The following is a 16,714-nucleotide window of genomic DNA, read 5'->3' on the forward strand; positions in this document are numbered from 1 at the left end:
CTTGCCGTTACCGTGTGACATAAAGCGAGGTGTAAAGCGCTGAACTTGAACTTAAGACTCAGAACCTGCGTCGTTCGAGCCAGGCCGTAGCTGGCGTTGAATACCGAGCAAGAAATTACGCAGCATTTGATCTTTACACTCACGGTAATTCTTATGACTTGGCTTACGGAAGAAAGCGCTGAGCTCATGATGACTTAGCGGTAAGCCCACCAGTTCAAACACTGCCAAGATATCGTCTGCTTTCAGATTCAGCGCAATTCGCAGCTTCTGGAACACCATATTATTGTTTAATTGCGCTTCAGGCGCAGGCTGTGGGCCTTCACGCTTTCCACGTTTAAAGCTGATAAAACCATTCAGAAACGCCGCCAGCTCTCTATTTTTCATCGACACAAAAGCGTCATCTTCATCCTTTTTCAGCCAAGCAGTGACCTGCGCTTGGCTCACGCTGACGTCAGCTAGTGAGAAGATATCCACGATGGTGCTGTCTTTTAAATCAAAGGTGTAGCGAATGCGGCGAAAAATATCATTATTCGTCAAAATAGGGTTCCTAGTTGGTCGTTAGCGTTTCAAGCAACTGGTCGATTTCTGCTTTCAGCTCGTCATCTTCAATGCCATCAGCGCTGGCTTTCGCATGTTGCAATCTTTCGATAGCGTCATCCGTCTGACCTAACTGTACTTGCAACGTTGCCATGGAAAAACCAATAGAGGCCATGTGGTCTTTCGAGTGCTTAGCAATGGCTTTATCAAGCGCCTTTTGGTAAATCGGCAGCGCATCCTCTAGCTCTTCGGTAAAGTCAGCCAAGGTTTCCCACTGCTCTGGGTGGTCTTTATCAGTGTTCTCGTTATCGGTGCAAATCGCCTGCAACTCGGCATAGAGCGGAGCAAACGCCTCTCTGTCATCTTTAGCCGCGGCTTTCATTAGCCGTTCCGCCAGCTCATAAACCGCTTTATATATTTTGGTGTTAATCATTACCAACCACCTTCCTTTCATTAAAACAAACAACAAAAATTACCCAACAGGCCGACTTATCGACGTAATTTCGATAAAAAACTATAAAAGCCAACCCGATAGATAAAAGTCACGGTAGCGGCTTTCCACCATAATCACACTATTATAGCCTTTGATAGCGCACCATCGGGTGATCATTTTACAGCTTTCGTAATCAGCTAGGTGGCTTTTCATATCTGGCCGAAAATGACCGCTTTTAGGCCGACCAATGTATCGTTGGCTGAAATAGGAATAGCTAATCTGTAGCCTCACTTCAACACGATGAGATTAGCCATGACCCAGTCTAAAACCGCACTGCTATTAATCGACGTTCAAGCCTCCTTCCCCTCCCGCGATTACTGGCTAGAATCTCTGGCGCAAGCATGGCGCCCCAAACAGCGTGCGTTGTTAAATGCAGCGCAAGCAAGCGATATACCGGTTGTGCGCATTTTGCATGAAGAACCAGGCAGTCAAGGACCTTTTGATCCTGCTGTTGGCCTAATTCGCCCGCTTGATGGTTTTGACGATAAAACGGCGGTGACATTTCATAAACGTGTTCATAATGCGTTCAGCGATACGGAGCTTGAAAGCTGGTTACGCGAACGAGATATTACTCAGCTTGCAATTAGCGGTATTCGCACGGAGCAATGCTGCGAAACAACCGCACGGGTGGCGTCAGATTTGGGGTTTAGTGTCGATTTTGTCAGCGATGCAACCCTAACGTTTCCCATGACGCGCAACGGCATCACCTGGTCAGCAGATGATATTAAGGCACGTACCGAACTGGTACTTGAAGACCGTTTTGCGCGTATTATCAGTACACAAGACTTGATCAACGAATGGCAAAACACGTGTGAATGAAGAGCAACATAATAGCCAACCGCCCTCTCACAGAGCCAACACCTTGCGGATTGCGGTATTGATGATGCCTGGCCAAGTGCCGCTTGACTTGGTCGGGCCCCTACAGGTCTTGCAGTGTGCCGACCGGCTGTCAATAGATGTTGAGATTTGCTATGTCGGCCCCAACGCCGCTATGCCATGGTTAGGCCCTCTGACGCTTAGCGGCATTGACCCGTTACCGGAACAGCTTACCCCTCAACACCTACTGCTAATTCCAGGTCAGTATCGCAATAGCGTGGAGCCATTGGCGCAGCAAGAGTGTGTTAGTTGGCTTAAGGCAAACGCATGCTATGCGGACACATTGATGACGGTTTGCTCCGGTACGCTGTTACTGGCTGACGCAGGCTTGTTGGAGGGGCGACGTTGCACCACGCATCACACGTTAATCGAACAGTTACAGGCCAAAGCGCCAAAGGCTAAGGTGCAAAGCGATTGTATTTTTATTGAAGATGGCCGCTATTTAACCAGCGCTGGGATTTCAACCGGTATAGATACCATGCTGTACTGGCTCACCCGCGTTTGTGGCCACTCGCTGGCCCTGGCAGTTGCCCGAGAAATGGTGCTGTATCTTCGCCGCAGCGGCCAGGAACCACAGCTGGGTGCTTGGCTTGAAGGCCGAAATCATGTGGATGAACGACTGCATCGCGTTCAAGATGCAATATGTGCCGCCCCCTCGCAAACCTGGCGTATTGAAACATTAGCGACCCAAGCAGCCATGAGTGAGCGCCATTTTCGGCGCCAGTTCAAAAGTCTCACCGGTATGCTGGTAGGCGAATACATTATGGGGTTGCGCTTGCAACGCGCTAAAACATTAATGACCGAGACGACATGGACCCTAGCAAGGGTTGCCGAAGCATCCGGCTTCGGTGATGAACGGCAACTAAGGCGTATCTGGGCTCGCCACGAGAAAGTACCACCGAGTGTATGGCGCCGGGCCAGTTCTCAAAAGCTGCTGGATTGAGACAATACGAGCTACCATTAGGAAAACATATCGCAGGTTGACCCCATGACCGATCTTATCCTGCCAAGCAACGCTAACTATCTCAATTTTCGGCATCGCCTACCTGATAAGCGTTTAGCCCCGTGGGTACAGTGCTTTTGGTCAATGGGTGGCTCAGGGGATGTTACTGAACCCAGAACCGAAAAATTCTATCCCGATGCCGGCGCTAGTCTCAGTATCAAACTTGCTAGTTCTCACCCCATCATCACGCTCTGTTTTAACAGGCGCACATTAATAGAAACACTCGACGCCTACACTCCCTGCCTGGGGATTCGCTTTAAAGCAGCAGGCGTTCACTGCCTGTTGGGCTTGCTACCCGAAGCATTCACAGATAAACCTCAGCGCTTAGGTGACGAACTTGAAACACATGGGTTGCAAGGGTTAATGCCCGTGGTAGAGCACCTCTATCATTTGGATTCACAACAGGGTTTACGCCTGCTAGAAACATGGTTGTTACATCGGCTCGAGAGCCAGCCACCCGCCAGTAGTCGTATCACCACGATGGTTCAAGCCATTGGAAAACTACAGCTTCCACCCCAACAGTTAGGCGCCGCGCTAGGATTTACCAGACGTACCCTGGAGCGCAAATTAAAACGCGAGGTGGGCGTTACTCCAGGCCAATTAGTCGCCTATGCCCGACTAAACCGTGCCCGCCACGGGCTGCTTGAAACCACACTGTCCCTAGCGGAAATAGCGCTGCAATGCGGTTACTATGACCAGGCTCACTTCACCCACGCCTTCCAATCTCTCGCCTATGAAACACCCGCCGCCTATCGCAAGCGCAAACTGTCGCAAATTTACAAGGCGTAAAAAAACCTCGACGTTAAGCTGAGTTCTCAACTTACTCACCGAGGTCACTCACATGTCTACTCGTCTATCTCAGCAGTCGGTGTACCGCCTTGTCCCACGCCTAGCGAAACACCTGACTGCATTGGGCAACCTTGCTGTAGATTCAACACTTGATCGCACCATCGTTCACTTAGTCAACCTGCGTGTTTCGCAAATTAATCACTGCTGCTTTTGCCAGCATATGCATTCCCAAGAAGCCAGAGACGATGGTGAGCATCAGGTTCGCCTAGACGTATTGCCTGCCTGGCGGGAAGCACCCTGCTTTAGCACACAAGAACGCGCCGCACTCGCATGGGCCGAAGCACTCACACTCATCAGCCAACAGCCCTCTATCAGCGACGACACTTATCAAAACGCATTAACTGCCTTTGGTGAGCAGGGGCTAATTGACCTAACTGCCATTATTGTTCAAATCAACAGCTGGAATCGGATATCGGTGGGCTTTCAGTTTTCACCCGACATCAGTATCTAAGCTATCTTAGACACTTGAAACTAAAATTTCAGATGGGTAAATGAAATGAACAGTGTGACGAAACAACGTCAACAGCTACCTAATATTCTGGGTCTCTTATCCAGTTTATGTTTTTTCTTTGGCAGTCTTTTATTCCTACCGTCCGGCGCTTTCTATGCAACCGTAGGCGTATGGTGTTTTGTGATGGGTTCACTGATCATGTTTATTATTTACGCAATGAGTATTAAAAATACGGGTAAAAAGCACGTCTAGTTGAGCCAATACTCGAATTGCTATAGCCGCTAGGGTTTTAGCTACCTAGCGGCTTATAAAAGGCCATGTGACGAGCCCCCCCTATGCATGGCTTACTATCACTAGCACTTTCAGTTCTCAGTATTCGGCATAACCATCAAATACTTGCCACGTGCACATTATTTGCTTGCCATACGCTGTTATGGGTCATTCTAGTTAATAAATCTCGGATTAACTATTCTTGCAATCCTTATAGACATACTTTTATATTGTGATAATCCGCATTTAACTAATGATAATTAACAATAAGTAAAGATGTTACGCATTTAAAAAGGAAATGAAGGGAGACAGGGAGTGAGTAAAAAAATTGTAGTAGTAGGTGATATAGGCACCGATCACGATGGCTTTCCACCAACACCCGTCACCTCCGGCTCGCCGGATGTATTGGTGGACGGCAAACCTGTTGCACGGGTTGGCGACCCTTTGGAACCCCACGCTAAGCCCAAGCACCCTCCTCACCCGCGCACTATTGCCAGTGGCTCAAGCACCGTATTTATCAACGGCAGGCCCGCCGCCCTCACCGGCAGTTCAATCGATTGTGGTGGCGTCACTATAGGCAGTGGCAGTGTCATCATCGGCGATGATCGAAAGGCAGCGGCTGCACCAAACAATCCCGTGCTTCCCCGTACTGCCCGGCAGCCGGGAACCAGCGCACTGCACAATGGCCAGAAAAGCTTGACCAGTACGGGAGCCCCTTCCCAGGCGATGGCGGAAGAAGAAAGCTCACCCAAAACCCTTCGCCTTGGGGTGTTTTTCGATGGTACGGGCAACCATATGCAGAACGATCTACGGCTAACAGATCGGGATATTACCAATGTGGCTCGATTGTACGACCTTTACCGTGACCTAGGCTCTGGAGGAACCGAGCAAAGAATATATGTTGAAGGCCCAGGCACCGTGGACGGTGAAGAGACCGATGACGGCTTTGATGCCCCAGAAGATAAATGGGGGCTGGCATTGGGAATAGGAGCCACGGGAGGGCATGCAAGAATCGAGATGGCTCTGACAGATGTACGGACTATTGTTCAGCGTGAAGCAGCTTCCGACGTGATTATTGATGTATTTGGCTTTAGCCGTGGCGCTGCCCTGGCCAGGCATTTCGTCAATCTTATCAATTCCTGGCCTGCGACCATCCAGGTACCTCAACTTAACTGGTGGCGGCGCCCGGTCATAGAGTTTCGGGAAGTGGCTGCTTTTCCTCAAGGCGTTAACGCTCGCGTTGGGTTTGTCGGGCTGTTTGATACGGTGGGCAGTTTTTACTTTCCTGGTAACGAGCAGAACCTTGATTTCAACCTGCATCTGGGTGCCCATAGCGCCGAGCAGGTTGTTCATCTAACCGCCTTTCATGAAATTCGCACAAACTTTCCACTGTCAAAAATAAGCGGGGGTAACGGCCTGCCCGGCAACTTTATAGAAGAAGTCTTGCCGGGCGTACATTCCGACGTGGGTGGGGGCTATGAGAACCCTGAAACCGACTTCCAGAACTACGAGCGATTTGAAGTAAGACGGTATCAAGGGCATGGCCATAACCCTCGAACCCTCCGGTCTGCTCAGCAGAAGATTGCGGAACTTAACGCCGCAGACCCACGCAATATTCAACCTCGGGTTGAAGGCTCCGATGTAATCGCCGAGGAGCGACGCCCTACCCGCAAAGAGCTGTCTTACTATTCTTTACATAAAATGTACGACCACGCAGTTAATGCAGGCGTACCTTTTAGGCCCATGAATGACTCTTATAATATACCCAATAAGTTGCTAGAGGCCCTTGATCAGTGGCAAGTCAATGGCGGCGGCCTAGCTTACGCACGTGATTACCTTTATGACTATATTCATACCTCTCACCGCGATGGACCTATTACCAGTTTTGAGTCTATTGCCCATAGGCCAGAGCCGAATCGAGTACGGCGCGTTTTCCTAAGCAATACCCAGCGTGCAGCACAGCCCAGGAGCATAATAAACAATGACGACTAAACCTTCGATGCTTCGAGCTTTACTAGCCGCCCTGTGCCTAACCTTAACTACCGCCTGTTCCAGCGAACCCAATAAATATGATTTTGGCATTTCAGTCGCTGGTGGCCCTATCGGCTGGCCCATCTGGGTGGAAAAGCTAACATTTGATAATGTCTGGAGTGTACCGGCAGGCATTAAAGAAGGCGGTTTTGACCACGATCCACCGGGGGGGGGGCTCGTGGGGCTATTCGCGCCAACGGCGGTGCCAGGCTCAGTACAAGCTCGCTGGTTTTCGCACAGAACCCAAACGTTTTACCAGATTGACCTAGCGCTTCCAGAAGAATTTAGTGACCGTGTTGATGAGTGGTACCAAAAATACCCTGAACCCAAATATCGGCACTACTTCATTGTAGGTTTTTCCGGAAAAGGCGAAGCCCTTGTGTGGTGGGAAGCCTTCTGTTCATTATGCGATTATGATCGCAGTGAGGATTTCAGCACCCCCATCGTTGAAAATGCGCAAGCGAACGTAGTGGAAGGCGACCCAAGTCGATACCGAAGCCAAACCGAACAATTTATCAACGAGGGACTCTTTCCCAGCCCTGGTGAGTAATGACAGCTAAACCTTCGATGCTTCGAGCTTTACTAGCCGCCCTGTGCCTAACCTTAACTACCGCCTGTTCCAGCGAACCCAATAAATATGATTTTGTTGTTTCAGTGGCTGGAGGCCCTACCGGTTGGCCCATCTGGGTGGAAAAGCTAACATTTGATAATGTCTGGAGTGTACCGGCAGGCATTAAAGAAGGCGGTTTTGACCACGACCCACCGGGGGGGGGCTCGTAGGGCTATTCGCGCCAACGGCGGTGCCAAGCTCGGTACAAGCCCGCTGGTTTTCACACAGAACCCAGACCTTTTACCAGCTTGACCTTTCTCTTCCAGAAAATTTTAGTGACCGTGTTGATGAATGGTACCAAAAATACCCCGAACCCAAATATAACCACTACTTCATTGTAGGTTTTTCCGGAAAAGGCGAAGCTCTTGTGTGGTGGCGGGCAAGATGCATGGATTGTGGCTATGATCGCAGTGAGGATTTTAGCACCCCCATTGTTGAAAATGCGCAAACGAACGTAGTGGAAGGCGACCCAAGTCGATACCGGAGCCAAACCGAGCAATTTATTAACGAGGGGCTCTTTCCCAGCCCTGGTGAGTAATGACAGCTAAAACTTCAATGCTTCGAGCCTTGCTTGTGGCCCTGTGCCTAACATTGACCACCGCAGGTTGCTTGAAACCACACTCCCCCTAGCGGAAATAGCACTGCAATGCGGCTTATAAAAGGCCATGTGACGAGCCCCCTATACATGGCTCGCTAACACTTCCAGTTCTCAGTATTCGGCATAACCATCAAATACTTGCCGCGTGCATAGCATTGCTTTGTAATGCATACCATTGCTGCAGCGCTAACCGGTACAACCTCACTGAGCAGCCATGGAACTCAAGGGTATCGAACTCAGAAAACCCAGCTTTCGCTGCGACCTTAAGCGACGCACCATTCTCAGGTTCAATAAGAACGACCACGGAAGTGAGTTGCTTTTGACTAAAGGCAACGCTGAGTACCGCTTGCACTGCTTCAGTCGCCAAGCCCATGCCCCAGTATTGTTTAGCCAACCGATAACCTAGCCCGATTTCTTCCACACCATTAACCTCTTCGGGGCTAACACCGCAAAAGCCAACAAGCTTATCAGATCCCTTCTCAACCAAAGCCCACGGCCCAATACGGTGAGACGCATAGCACTCCAAACACCAGTCGATAAATCGCCGCGTTGCAGCTTCGTCGCAAACGCCTCGGATCGAGTGCTTCATGACGTCAGGATCACTGAGGATCTTGGTCAATTCAGGCACATCATTTAAGGTCAACGTTCGTATAACCAGACGCTCCGTTTCACAAATTTGCACCATTTCCTCCTTGTGCACGATGCTCAAAGCCGCTGCTTACGCAAAGGAAGGCGTAATCCTAACGGTTCCAGCGATACTCCATTTGTCGCGCTGTTTTCTCCGCAAGCTCGGTGCTGCGTAACTTGGCGACCAAGTGTAGGCACATATCGATCCCCGCCGAGATACCACCTGAACTAATGACGCCGCCATCGTCTACCCAACGCAGGTCTTCCACCACATCAAGCTGCGGAAACTGAGTTCGCAAATCACGCTGATCGTCCCAATGGGTAGTCACTCTTCCTTTCAAGCCAGGATGAGCATTAGCAAATAGGAAGATACCGGTACACACTGTGGCTACTTGCTGCACTTTAGCAGTTTGTTCTGCAATCCAGGCCTTTACCTTTTCGTTTGCCATTTCACCCGTGTGTACACCACCGACAATAATCAATACATCCAAAGGGGGGTGATTATCAATGGTGGCATTTGGCAAGACCTGGTATCCCGCCCTAGCAGTTACCGGGCCGTCTTTTTCAGCAATCAAAAATACTGAAAACGGCGCGTCTTCATCACTGACGCGGCTGGCCGTGGTAAAAACTTCAAAGGGGCCCGAGAAATCGAGCACCTCAGCTTGGTCATAGATATAGATGCCAATATTCATTTGGGGACGTCCTTAGAATATCAATTAGCTTCCTTCCAACATGTAAGAATGAAGCTGCTCCTCCTCGCCATGCTTTACAACGCACCACGATTCGGCAACTCATTAAATTAACAGGTGTTGTAGTGCGTGGTAAGCGAAGCGCACCCGCAGCGGCGGCCCGGCGCAAAAGCAGCCCGCAGCGGTGCCGGGTTACGGCACAATCGGCTGCTACCTTGCTAAGCATTTACCACCAACTTTGGCCAAGTTTGCAGCCACCGCTTGTTGTATACCCGAGCTTCAAAATCCGTTCGTTTTGGCCGTTTAGCATTTAATGTAACGGTATAGTCAAACAGTGGCTTAACGCCAAAGGGAGCCACAATAGTGACTTCTCCATCATCCAAAGCAGCGCCTACAGCAGTTTCCACTTCGACCCAGAAGCTCATCGCATCTTCAGTTGAGGTATACGGATAGTCCCTATTTCGCTCATGCATTCTTGCTTGATTCTTTACTGACCAGGGAAAGGTTGAGACGCCTCTTAACCCTTGCTCAATCTCACGATCACGAGAAACGCTTATGTCGTTCGAATCGAAGTAAATTAAATCAATGTCGTTCAATGGCGTACTCGCTGAAAAGTCATGCAGCTTGTCCCACACCAAATTTCTAACGAACCCAGCAGCGAGACACCAACCCGGCAGCTTCTGCGCAGCCGCGATAGTCAGCGCCTCCATACGATCAGGATCACTCATTATCCATTGCTTGATCAGCGCTTCATGATCCATCGCAACACCTTACCATGGCGTTTTATCATGGTTATCGAATATAAAACAGTGTATTCATCAGCTTGTGCGCTGTAATGCTTCATGAAGCGATTTTAAACTATCAGGGCCATCATCTAACCGAATACTGCTGCTGGACGCTTGTTCCCATGTCGCCGATGAAGACAAATGAAGATGCACAGCAACGCGTGATCCCGTCTCCCCATCGATCAGTCCAGCAGGGACCCATATCAGGTCAGTGTCTCTCAATTTATTTGGTACTGAGCTACCACAGGTCGAACAAAAGTCATTCCGATAGCCAGTTGGTTTTTGAAAAGAGCGAATATTGTCTTGACCAGAAACCCACTGGAAGCACTCTTCGCTTACAAACGTGGCGGCATTCGCTGAAGAACCTGTCGTTTTCCGACACAAAGAACAGTGGCATTGATAGAAATTTGGTAGTTCACCTTTGACACTGAACCTAACCTCTCCGCAGAGACACTCACCTTTCATTTAACACCCCAATAATTCTTCACATCAAAAAGCTAACACTAACGCTACATTGTGTTAGCAATAATACTCCATAACTAACTCTGGATGGCCAGTTCGCTCATCAACTTGCTCACCTAATGAAATAAATCCCTGCTTTTTATAAAAGTTGATACTGGGAGTATTTTCCTGATAAACCGTCAGTTGCAAGCACTCCCTTCTGCTCTTGGCATCATCAAGCATCGCTGACCCCACACCTTCGCCCTGTAATTTTGGGGATACAAAAATGGCAGCCAGTGTATTTCCGTACAAACTGTAGAATCCTGCTACCTGATTGTCAGATTCAAAAACAAACGTCTCCGATGCGGGGATATAAACATCTCGCATTTCGTTAACCTTTGACGCCCAAAATTCCGCCTCAACAAAAGCGTGCGCTTTAATCGATGCTGAAAGCCAGATATCCAAAATCTGGTCAATATCCGCCTCTCGGTATTTGCGAATCATTTAAATATTCCTTACTGATGGTCAGCTGAACCAATGCACTACAGAGACTCGTTTGATAACCGTTGTTTGTGCAGCACAGAGCGAAGTAAATCAGGAAGCCATTTGGGCTTGAAAAGAGCAGGGTCGTTATCGAGCAACTCGTCTAAGCTCCACCATTTCCACTTTTGAATCGTACTCTTTTCTTCATCGGTCCACTCTGCAGCAAATACGTCTCTATTAGCAGGCCATTCAACTAAGAAGTACTGTTCAAGCCACCGTGCTGGCACCGATCTCGCAACGGCATAGACGTCATTTCGCTCTCTAATCATTTCACCAACGTTTTGTATTAAGCCTGTTTCCTCATACAACTCACGTTCAGCAGCCTCAACATAGCCCTCACCGGACTTCAGCTCGCCGCCAACGGTCGCCCAAAATGGCGCATGATGCTCATCGTGATATAAAAACAGGAGTAAACGCCCCTCTTCATCGACAATTATTAGCCTGGATGATTTTCTTATCTCCATTTATAAAGCTCCATAACTCCTTTAGACATTGACACCGGCACACGTGACGGCTGAGATATACGCAATAGAGCTTACAAAACTTGTTTAAACTGCGTGGCGGTATCCTAATGCGCCTAGACGAAAACCAACACTCACCAGGGCTCGCTTTGTAGCACCACCTCTCCATCCGCGGTTAACTCGCCACAATGCATGAACTCGAAAGTAGAAAGTACTTTCTCACCTTGCTGTAGGAAATAAACGCCACCACGATGCCGCTGATAACCCTGTTTTGCATAGTACGAAACTAGTCGAGACGGACAAAAAAGCGTAAATACATCAGCTCCCAAACGCTTACTCGCCTGATGATGCACTTCATTAAACAGTAAAGCCGGTATGCCTTGCCCTTGATGTTCTGGCCGCACAACAACCCCACCAATACCAATTACAAAGCGTGGCTCGGCATCAATTAGCACTTCAAAACGATCAAAACCAATGTGACCAATAGGATCATTCGCTTCCGAGTAGGCGATGCTATGCCAGGAAACAGGCGACCACTCTTTGCTACGCCCCTCTTCAGGAAATACTCTCTCTTTCCATTGAGTTAAGTAGTGCCACTCGCTTTCCAATATCCCTTTTTGAGTTTCAACTCTCATCAAAATCTCCTGAATTTCAGCAGCTAATGTAATTTACATTATTTTTTACTAATTTAATGTAAATCTATCACTAGTCAGCACCTGCTGCACGCCCAGGTGAACAGCCCTCAAACCGTAAACTTCTTGCTGACTTGCGCCACCCGTTGGCCTAAATAACGCGCAGCGAGCAAGTCTGTTTCATTTAGCACGCCATCTGTTGAATGAGCGATAAGCCCAGACGGTGCTCCCAGCCGATTACACATTTCTGGATCGTAGTTACCCGGTATATCCAAGCCGACCCAGCACATGCCATGCTGATTCGCGAACACTTGCATGTACTGAAGGGTATTCAACTGGCCTCCGCTTAAGCTGGCACCAATAATAAAACCAGCGGCAATATTTTAAGTATTGATCTGGTTTGCGAAACCAGCATCATCCCTTATACCAACGCGGTTGCCATCGGGGTCGGCGATATTGATAGTTCTACCCCAAGCATTCTCGATAATGGTGGTTTGAATACCCCAAGACCTGATTACCCTTAGTGCCTCTTCCAAGTCATCAACGTTGAATCGCAATTTAAAACTACTTTCTTCTGGCGATTTGACGCCTTTCTTTGCCTTACCACCCTGTTCGACCATCAAATAACCATGACCAAACTCTAAACAGGTTAGCTTAAAGCCGCCTTCGTCTCTCTCAAACAGCTGATGCAAGCCAAATAGTTCCCGATAGAAAGCGACACACTCCAAGTAGTGTTCAGTATTAAGAATTACTCCGTAACGCATCACATTCGCCTTCATGAACCCTCCTCTTACATAGCGCTATGCTGTGCTGCCGCTCCAGCAGCGACAGCCTGCGCGAGTTGCTTAGTACTGCCCAAAGCAGAATGAAACACAACGGCAACGTTCATTACACTGACCCTTTCCGTTGCTGTACTGCTGGTTGCTAAGCATCACGGTTTAAATTTCGCTCGGCTGGGATGTCGCTCAGGTACTCGACAAACTCCACTTCAAAACCCGCCGGATCAACAAAATAGACATTTTTCCGAAACGGCTCTACAGCGCCAGGTTTGGCAATGGCATAGCCCGCGTTATTGAGCCTAGCAACAACGGCATCGAGGTTATCGACCACGTACGCAAAATGGGCCAGTCCAACGCTGTGACCTTTCAAATCGCGATTCGCCCCTTCACCGTGATCGCTTAACGCCAAGTAATTTTCATCGTCACCAAAGTGCACCCATTTACGCGGTTTGCCATACCACTCGCCATGGCCTTCATCCCGCACCCGCCAGTGTGGAAAGACTGCCCGGTAAAAATCCAGCATGGCATCCATATCCGCAACCACCAGATTAACGTGTTCTAAGTACATAAGAGTCTCCTTGCGTTAAGTGAGATGGCAGGATAAAACCTCAACTTAAGTTGAGGTAAAGTGGTTTATGGGAAAGAATGGCAAAAAAAGTCTGGGGTGAGTGATGGCAGAGGCTATTTGGAGTGTCGGAATGGTAGCGAAGCGCTGCGGTATTAAGGTTAGTACCTTGCACTACTACGAGCAGCAAGGGCTGATCCACAGCTGGCGCAATGCGGGCAATCAGCGGCGTTATAAACCAGAAGTGCTAAGGCGAATTTCGGTAATAAAAGCAGCACAGAGAGTTGGCGTCAGTCTGGAGGAAATCAAGCAGGCCTTTGAATCATTACCGAATAACCGCACACCAACAGTGGAAGACTGGCAGCAGCTTTCAAAAAACTGGCAGCAGATGCTTGATGGCCGAATTGCTTACCTGCAAAAACTGCGCGATAACCTAGCGGGATGTATCGGCTGTGGTTGCCTGAGCATGACTAATTGCCCACTCTATAACCCCGACGACAAGCTGGCAGAATCAGGTAGCGGCCCCGTACTTCTCGATCAGGCAGAGCAAAAAGCCAGAACCCGACAAGAAACAAACGTGTAATGAACAGGAGGCCTCTCGCTCCCCTCGAACTGCCAAGCATGCACGTCACAGCCATTGAGATTATAATCACTGGCTAAGCCAAACCCACTCTACTATTGAGCGCCAAGCCTCAGGCCTATTACTGTGAACACCCTCCATCGAAGTGAAAAAAGTCGAGCCAAGCCTGTTCGCAAAGGCCTGCACCCGAGGAATCGACACAACCAAGGCTATGACTTCCCGGCCCTCGTAAAAAGCCACCCAGCATTAGCCCCCCATGTGAAACCGAACGCGCATGGCGACCTTTCCATCGATTTCGCAGACCCATTGGCAGTAAAAACGCTTAATGCCGCGTTATTAAACCGGCACTACAACATTGTCGATTGGGATATTCCTGAGGGCGCGCTGTGCCCTCCAATCCCAGGCAGAGCCGACTATATCCATTACATAGCTGACTTGTTGGGGCGTGAACAGCGCAGTATCAAGCTGCTCGATATAGGGACTGGAGCCAATGGAATCTACCCACTACTGGCCTGCCAAATTTACGGCTGGCAGTGTGTCGGTAGTGACATTAACCCTCAGTCGCTTGAAAACGTAGCCACGATTATCGCCAACAACCCCACACTCAAAGAACGCTTCACGCTGCGCATGCAGCACGATAAAAACCACATTTTTGAAGGGATTATTCAAGCTGGCGAGTTTTTTGACGTCAGCGTATGCAACCCGCCCTTCCACGCCTCGCTTGATGAAGCACTTAAAGGTAGCCAGCTTAAACTCAATAACCTTGCTCGCAGTCGCGGTGAACAACAACCAAAAAACCAATCTCCTACTCTGAATTTTGGCGGGCTGGGAGCCGAGCTTTGGTGTAAGGGAGGCGAACAGCTGTTTCTTAAAAAGCTGATAAGAGAAAGTAAGGTGTATTCAACTCAGTGTCGCTGGTTTACCAGCCTGGTTTCAAAAACCGACAATGTTAAGCCTGCCAAGAAGTTGATTCATAAGCTCGGTGCCGTTGATGTACGGGAAATAGAGATGAAGCAGGGAAATAAGATCACGAGAGTGTTGTCCTGGACATTCATCTGAGCCACTTAGGAGGTTTACGCCTGCAGGCAAACACTGAAGTCGGCGCCAAACACATAACCAATAAACACCGAAGCCAAACGCTAATTGACTACTCCACGGGCAGACTCCGGTACAACGCGATATCCACGCTCCCCTTGAGCATTAAGGATAGTAGCCCTTATGTTTAATCTACATGAATAAACCACTTGGGTTTGATACGCCCAAAGTCTCGACGGATATTGGATTTCAAGGCTTTCTTGGAATCCAGCACCACGGCATCTTGCTTGGTTCTGACAAACACCACCCAGTGCCAGAAAGGCCTGCCCTGCTCTGTGCGCCATTTGATGGCCAACAACGCCTTGTCTGGAAGAGTCACCCAGGTGTCGAATGGCATCTCTGTTGGCGCAGCCATGATACCCAAAGCACGCAAGAGTTTACGGACGTACTCCGTATCTGACCAAAGCGCTGTATCTTCGGCATAAATACCCAAGGCGTTGGCTGTCTCTTTGGCCTGCGCATAGGTAATGCCCGCAAGCACTGCGCATGCTGCAATGCCACAGCCGGATATTTCTTCTTGAATGACGGGATTCATTTAGTTTCCGATTAACGCTTGAGCGTGCGGTGATCGCAATGAGCGAATTCACTGTATTATTTGGCTAGCTCACCCCTCACTAGCTGCCTCCCAAAGAACCAGTGCAGAACACTCGTTTAGTGGCAAGGTGGCTTGTCGGATATCATCGTAGGCTGATGCCCCCTTTCACAAAGTCATTTTAAAATAACACTATCAAGGCCTTTTGCCTCGATTCACACCGTAAGTACGCAGTGCTGCCTGAGTTTGTGATTCTTCCGAGGTCTCCGCGGGATAAAGTCGATAACTAGGCGCAACAATCGGTTCCACAGCAGTCGCTTTTATAACGAGCACACTATGAATTGGGTAGCGATCCCCCGCCATAGCCAGAAGTGGTGCAACCCAATGGGAATACTCTTGTGCTGTTGGCTTTAGCTCAGTGGCAGTACCAATAATCTTAAAGCCCTTCTGGACAAAGATATCAATAAAGCTAAGGCATACCTTCTGATTTATTCTGATATTTTTAGCTGACTTTGGTGATGCAATATTTGCCACTACGATGTGCTGGCTATCCAAAACAGCAAAGACTTCCTTTGGCGATACATTCGGCTGGCCACTTTCATCACTTGTGGCTAGCCAACAGAGAACACTCTGCTCCGCAGAGGCACACACTTCTTTAGTTAGCATTTCTGACGCCCCCTCCTCGAATGCCTAGCGCCCGCCACTCGATGAATTTTCTAGCTCCGCGCTCTTACGGATGGCGCAGATATCCTCAATATCCACCGGCCGTGCGAGTGCAGATTTATACCGAACCAGATCGTCCTTCAGCATAAAGGGAAGCTCAAGACCCAACAAATGCACGATCACATAGCGAGAAAAATCTATGTTGAGCGGTACCCAGGTCTCGTTACTTGCATCGAAAATTTGCGGGCCGTCGGCGCTACCTACCTCCACTTTAACGCCTTCATACTTAAACTGGACGTAGGTTAGATCCCAACCCTCTTCTTGACGGTGAGCGGCAGTTTTGGATACCAACTCCTGACCGGCCTGAACCACTGACGCAAAGTGCTCGCCGGGGACAAAAAGGTCAATGTCATTTAGATCACGCTCAGAACCATACCCCTTTGCTGCGAGTCCCCCGCAGATCAAAAAAGGAATACTCCTTTCTCTCAGTAATCCCACTATCCATTGGGCTGCTAAATGATGCACATCTTCTCCTGTCATATAACTAAGCTGATCCTACCAAGACTTAGACATCAAAGGGGCTTATCTACAGACTCAACGTAGA

The 16,714-nt window shown here is 49.0% G+C and carries 25 protein-coding genes and 1 pseudogene; 11 read left to right on the top strand and 15 right to left on the bottom strand.

Annotation, left to right across the window (positions count from 1 at the left end):
- Positions 1 to 51 precede the first annotated feature (51 nt).
- Together L1X57_RS16925 and L1X57_RS16930 are read right to left on the bottom strand one after the other, a co-directional pair.
- Positions 52 to 537 (bottom strand): DUF1456 family protein, encoded by a 486-nt coding sequence (locus L1X57_RS16925; RefSeq protein ID WP_009723581.1) that lies wholly within the window; start codon positions 535 to 537, stop codon positions 52 to 54.
- A 10-nt stretch (positions 538 to 547) separates the two neighbouring features.
- On the bottom strand, positions 548 to 970 hold the full coding sequence (locus tag L1X57_RS16930; RefSeq protein ID WP_009723582.1) for a hypothetical protein: 423 nt from the start codon (positions 968 to 970) through the stop codon (positions 548 to 550).
- Between the two features lie 312 nt (positions 971 to 1,282).
- On the opposite strand from L1X57_RS16930, the gene L1X57_RS16935 reads away from it, so the two are divergent.
- The 9 genes and pseudogenes from L1X57_RS16935 to L1X57_RS16975 all read left to right on the top strand — a co-directional run bounded on the left by L1X57_RS16935 (position 1,283) and on the right by L1X57_RS16975 (position 7,658).
- Positions 1,283 to 1,849, top strand: coding sequence for an isochorismatase family protein (locus L1X57_RS16935; protein ID WP_009723584.1), 567 nt, complete (start codon positions 1,283 to 1,285; stop codon positions 1,847 to 1,849).
- Positions 1,842 to 2,849, top strand: a complete 1,008-nt coding sequence (locus tag L1X57_RS16940; protein WP_009723585.1) for a GlxA family transcriptional regulator — start codon at positions 1,842 to 1,844, stop codon at positions 2,847 to 2,849. Before L1X57_RS16935 ends, L1X57_RS16940 begins: the two co-directional genes overlap by 8 nt.
- Before the next feature lie 45 nt (positions 2,850 to 2,894).
- Positions 2,895 to 3,698, top strand: coding sequence for a helix-turn-helix transcriptional regulator (locus L1X57_RS16945; protein ID WP_234667804.1), 804 nt, complete (start codon positions 2,895 to 2,897; stop codon positions 3,696 to 3,698).
- Between the two features lie 52 nt (positions 3,699 to 3,750).
- Complete coding sequence (locus tag L1X57_RS16950) at positions 3,751 to 4,209, top strand: carboxymuconolactone decarboxylase family protein (protein WP_009723588.1); 459 nt, start codon at positions 3,751 to 3,753, stop codon at positions 4,207 to 4,209.
- Between the two features lie 45 nt (positions 4,210 to 4,254).
- Positions 4,255 to 4,461, top strand: coding sequence for a YrhK family protein (locus L1X57_RS16955; protein WP_009723589.1), 207 nt, complete (start codon positions 4,255 to 4,257; stop codon positions 4,459 to 4,461).
- A gap of 333 nt (positions 4,462 to 4,794) precedes the next feature.
- The gene (locus L1X57_RS16960) at positions 4,795 to 6,471 is read left to right on the top strand and encodes a type VI secretion system PAAR protein (RefSeq protein WP_009723590.1); all 1,677 of its coding nucleotides are present in this window, start codon (positions 4,795 to 4,797) and stop codon (positions 6,469 to 6,471) included.
- Positions 6,461 to 7,060, top strand: a complete 600-nt coding sequence (locus tag L1X57_RS16965; protein WP_009723591.1) for a DUF2931 family protein — start codon at positions 6,461 to 6,463, stop codon at positions 7,058 to 7,060. The genes L1X57_RS16960 and L1X57_RS16965 overlap by 11 nt, the downstream gene beginning before the upstream one ends.
- Before the next feature lie 250 nt (positions 7,061 to 7,310).
- A pseudogene (locus L1X57_RS16970) lies at positions 7,311 to 7,469 on the top strand (DUF2931 family protein); the annotation flags it as partial.
- A 39-nt stretch (positions 7,470 to 7,508) separates the two neighbouring features.
- Entirely contained in the window at positions 7,509 to 7,658 is a 150-nt protein-coding gene (locus tag L1X57_RS16975) for a hypothetical protein (RefSeq protein WP_009723593.1), read from the top strand.
- A 190-nt stretch (positions 7,659 to 7,848) separates the two neighbouring features.
- Here L1X57_RS16975 and L1X57_RS16980 read toward each other — a convergent pair whose 3' ends face one another.
- From L1X57_RS16980 to L1X57_RS17025, 10 genes are all read right to left on the bottom strand, one after another.
- Positions 7,849 to 8,403, bottom strand: coding sequence for a GNAT family N-acetyltransferase (locus L1X57_RS16980; protein ID WP_009723594.1), 555 nt, complete (start codon positions 8,401 to 8,403; stop codon positions 7,849 to 7,851).
- Positions 8,404 to 8,458: 55 nt separating this feature from the next.
- Entirely contained in the window at positions 8,459 to 9,037 is a 579-nt protein-coding gene (locus L1X57_RS16985; protein ID WP_009723595.1) for a DJ-1/PfpI family protein, read from the bottom strand.
- Between the two features lie 215 nt (positions 9,038 to 9,252).
- Positions 9,253 to 9,795 carry a nucleotidyltransferase family protein gene (locus L1X57_RS16990; RefSeq protein ID WP_009723596.1) on the bottom strand — a complete coding sequence of 181 codons (543 nt, stop codon included), beginning with the start codon at positions 9,793 to 9,795 and terminating at the stop codon, positions 9,253 to 9,255.
- Positions 9,796 to 9,852: 57 nt separating this feature from the next.
- Positions 9,853 to 10,284, bottom strand: coding sequence for a GFA family protein (locus tag L1X57_RS16995; protein ID WP_009723597.1), 432 nt, complete (start codon positions 10,282 to 10,284; stop codon positions 9,853 to 9,855).
- Positions 10,285 to 10,338: 54 nt separating this feature from the next.
- Positions 10,339 to 10,764, bottom strand: a complete 426-nt coding sequence (locus tag L1X57_RS17000) for an N-acetyltransferase (RefSeq protein WP_009723598.1) — start codon at positions 10,762 to 10,764, stop codon at positions 10,339 to 10,341.
- 38 nt (positions 10,765 to 10,802) lie between these two features.
- Positions 10,803 to 11,267 carry an NUDIX hydrolase gene (locus L1X57_RS17005; protein ID WP_009723599.1) on the bottom strand — a complete coding sequence of 155 codons (465 nt, stop codon included), beginning with the start codon at positions 11,265 to 11,267 and terminating at the stop codon, positions 10,803 to 10,805.
- A gap of 131 nt (positions 11,268 to 11,398) precedes the next feature.
- Entirely contained in the window at positions 11,399 to 11,899 is a 501-nt protein-coding gene (locus tag L1X57_RS17010; protein ID WP_009723600.1) for a GNAT family N-acetyltransferase, read from the bottom strand.
- A 107-nt stretch (positions 11,900 to 12,006) separates the two neighbouring features.
- Positions 12,007 to 12,231, bottom strand: coding sequence for a hypothetical protein (locus tag L1X57_RS17015; RefSeq protein ID WP_221927889.1), 225 nt, complete (start codon positions 12,229 to 12,231; stop codon positions 12,007 to 12,009).
- 48 nt (positions 12,232 to 12,279) lie between these two features.
- Complete coding sequence (locus L1X57_RS17020; RefSeq protein WP_009723602.1) at positions 12,280 to 12,675, bottom strand: VOC family protein; 396 nt, start codon at positions 12,673 to 12,675, stop codon at positions 12,280 to 12,282.
- A gap of 145 nt (positions 12,676 to 12,820) precedes the next feature.
- The gene (locus tag L1X57_RS17025; protein WP_009723603.1) at positions 12,821 to 13,243 is read right to left on the bottom strand and encodes a VOC family protein; all 423 of its coding nucleotides are present in this window, start codon (positions 13,241 to 13,243) and stop codon (positions 12,821 to 12,823) included.
- 103 nt (positions 13,244 to 13,346) lie between these two features.
- On the opposite strand from L1X57_RS17025, the gene soxR reads away from it, so the two are divergent.
- Together soxR and rlmF are read left to right on the top strand one after the other, a co-directional pair.
- Complete coding sequence (soxR, locus tag L1X57_RS17030) at positions 13,347 to 13,823, top strand: redox-sensitive transcriptional activator SoxR (protein WP_039869153.1); 477 nt, start codon at positions 13,347 to 13,349, stop codon at positions 13,821 to 13,823.
- A 123-nt stretch (positions 13,824 to 13,946) separates the two neighbouring features.
- Positions 13,947 to 14,879 carry a 23S rRNA (adenine(1618)-N(6))-methyltransferase RlmF gene (gene rlmF, locus L1X57_RS17035; RefSeq protein ID WP_039869156.1) on the top strand — a complete coding sequence of 311 codons (933 nt, stop codon included), beginning with the start codon at positions 13,947 to 13,949 and terminating at the stop codon, positions 14,877 to 14,879.
- A gap of 163 nt (positions 14,880 to 15,042) precedes the next feature.
- Here rlmF and L1X57_RS17040 read toward each other — a convergent pair whose 3' ends face one another.
- From L1X57_RS17040 to L1X57_RS17050, 3 genes are all read right to left on the bottom strand, one after another.
- Positions 15,043 to 15,450, bottom strand: a complete 408-nt coding sequence (locus tag L1X57_RS17040) for a hypothetical protein (protein WP_009723606.1) — start codon at positions 15,448 to 15,450, stop codon at positions 15,043 to 15,045.
- Positions 15,451 to 15,642: 192 nt separating this feature from the next.
- A complete protein-coding gene (locus L1X57_RS17045) occupies positions 15,643 to 16,113 on the bottom strand; it encodes a pyridoxamine 5'-phosphate oxidase family protein (RefSeq protein WP_009723607.1) in 471 nt (156 codons plus the stop codon).
- A gap of 24 nt (positions 16,114 to 16,137) precedes the next feature.
- Positions 16,138 to 16,635 carry a hypothetical protein gene (locus L1X57_RS17050; RefSeq protein WP_039869158.1) on the bottom strand — a complete coding sequence of 166 codons (498 nt, stop codon included), beginning with the start codon at positions 16,633 to 16,635 and terminating at the stop codon, positions 16,138 to 16,140.
- Between the last annotated feature and the right edge of the window lie 79 nt (positions 16,636 to 16,714).

The sequence above is a fragment of the Halomonas sp. TD01 genome (assembly GCF_923868895.1).
Classification (GTDB): Bacteria; Pseudomonadota; Gammaproteobacteria; order Pseudomonadales; family Halomonadaceae; genus Vreelandella.